General features: G+C 72.7%; 1 protein-coding gene and 2 pseudogenes. 1 reads left to right on the forward strand and 2 read right to left on the reverse strand.

The window, feature by feature from the left end; genetic code table 11:
* Nucleotides 1–206, forward strand: a pseudogene (locus AB0I76_RS29660) (hypothetical protein); the annotation flags it as partial.
* Nucleotides 207–287: 81 nt separating this feature from the next.
* Here AB0I76_RS29660 and AB0I76_RS29665 read toward each other — a convergent pair.
* On the reverse strand, nt 288–761 hold the full coding sequence (locus tag AB0I76_RS29665) for a ribose-5-phosphate isomerase (protein ID WP_357042376.1): 474 nt from the start codon (nt 759–761) through the stop codon (nt 288–290).
* Nucleotides 762–834: 73 nt separating this feature from the next.
* Nucleotides 835–1,536, reverse strand: a pseudogene (locus AB0I76_RS29670) (hypothetical protein); the annotation flags it as partial.

The raw sequence follows: 1,536 nt of genomic DNA on the forward strand, positions 1-1,536 counted from the left end.
TCCTCGGCCCGGATCACGTGGGTGATGCCCATGGTCATGTCGTCGACCACGTTCGAGGCTCCGGCTCCTCACAGGTCGGCGTGGCGGCCGCGATGCGGGCACGCGACGCGGCCCGGCCCACCGACGAGGACCTGGCCGAGGCCGAGGCCCACGTGCAGATCGTCCGCCGCAACTGGACCCCCCGCGAGGACCTCCCCCGCCGCTGACCGGCCCCGCCGGTGCGTCGATGATCGTCTGCTGATCAGCGGTCCGACACGCCGGGCCGCCGACAGCTCAGCCGCAGACGATCACTGCGAGGGCAGGGGCGGGAGTTCGCGGGTGCGCTCGAAGTCGGCCACCTGGGCGATGCGGCGCGCGTGCCGCTCGTTGCCCGAGAACGGCGTGGCGAGGAAGGCCTCCACGATGGCGGTCGCCTCGTCCAGCGTGTGCTGGCGGGCGCCGACCGCGACGATGTTGGCGTCGTTGTGCTCGCGGGCCAGTTGCGCGGTGTCGGTGTTCCAGGCCAGCGCCGCCCGCACCCCGGCGATCTTGTTGGCGGCGATCTGCTCGCCGTTGCCCGAGCCGCCGATGACGACACCCAGGCTGCCCGCGTCGGTCACCACCCGGTGACCGGTGTGCAGGCAGAAGGCCGGGTAGTCGTCGTCCGGGTCGAAGGCGTGCGGGCCGACGTCGACCACGTCGTACCCCTGCTTGGCCAGGTGGTTGGCCAGGTGCACCTTCAACTCGAAACCGGCGTGGTCGGATCCCAGGTAGACGCGCATGACCCGCAGTCTCTCAGGCCGCTCTCCGGGACTCCGCGCGGGCGGCGCCCCGGAGTGGATTCGTCACAACGGCTCAGCGGGACAGCTCGGCGACCACCAGACCGCCCCGCGCCTTCGGGGTGAACCAGGTGCTCTTGCGGGGCATCTTCTCCCGGGCGAGGTTCACCGCGACGAAGTCGTCCACGGTCACCGGGGCGATGAGGACGGCCAGCTCCGCACGGCCGGCGTCGACCTCACCGGTCAACCAGGCCGCCGGGTAGTCGCCGCCGACGTACGTGATCCGCTTGTCGCCCGGGTCCAGCCCGAGGGCGTCGCGCAGCAGCAGCCGCTCGACCAGCGCGTGGTCCAGGTTCTCCAGGCGGGACCCGCCGGCGTGCGGGAGGCGTACCGCGTACGCCCCGGTGGCGAGCCGGAGCACGACGGTGCCGCCGGCCGCCGGAACCTCGACCGGGCCGTCGATCGGGGTGATCTCCGCACCCGCGGCCCGGAGGCGGTCGAGCAGCTCCTCCGGCGTGGTGGTGAGCTCACTGACCAGCCGGTTGTACGGCTGGATGGCCACCGACGCCGGCGTGGTGACCACCGACAGGAAGCGCGGCAGGCCGCCGGTCTGGGCGGCCAGGCTGCGGTGGTTGCCGTCGGCGACCACCAGCTCGCCGCCGCCGGCCAGGGCGGTCAGCGGCGGAACTCGCCAAGCAGGTCTCGGCGAGTTCCGCGGTCTTCTCGCGGATCTGCGCCTCGGAGATGATGACGTGATCGATGTCGGCGTCGTACCAGG

This window comes from Micromonospora sp. NPDC049799, assembly GCF_040656655.1.
Taxonomy (GTDB): domain Bacteria; phylum Actinomycetota; class Actinomycetes; order Mycobacteriales; family Micromonosporaceae; genus Micromonospora.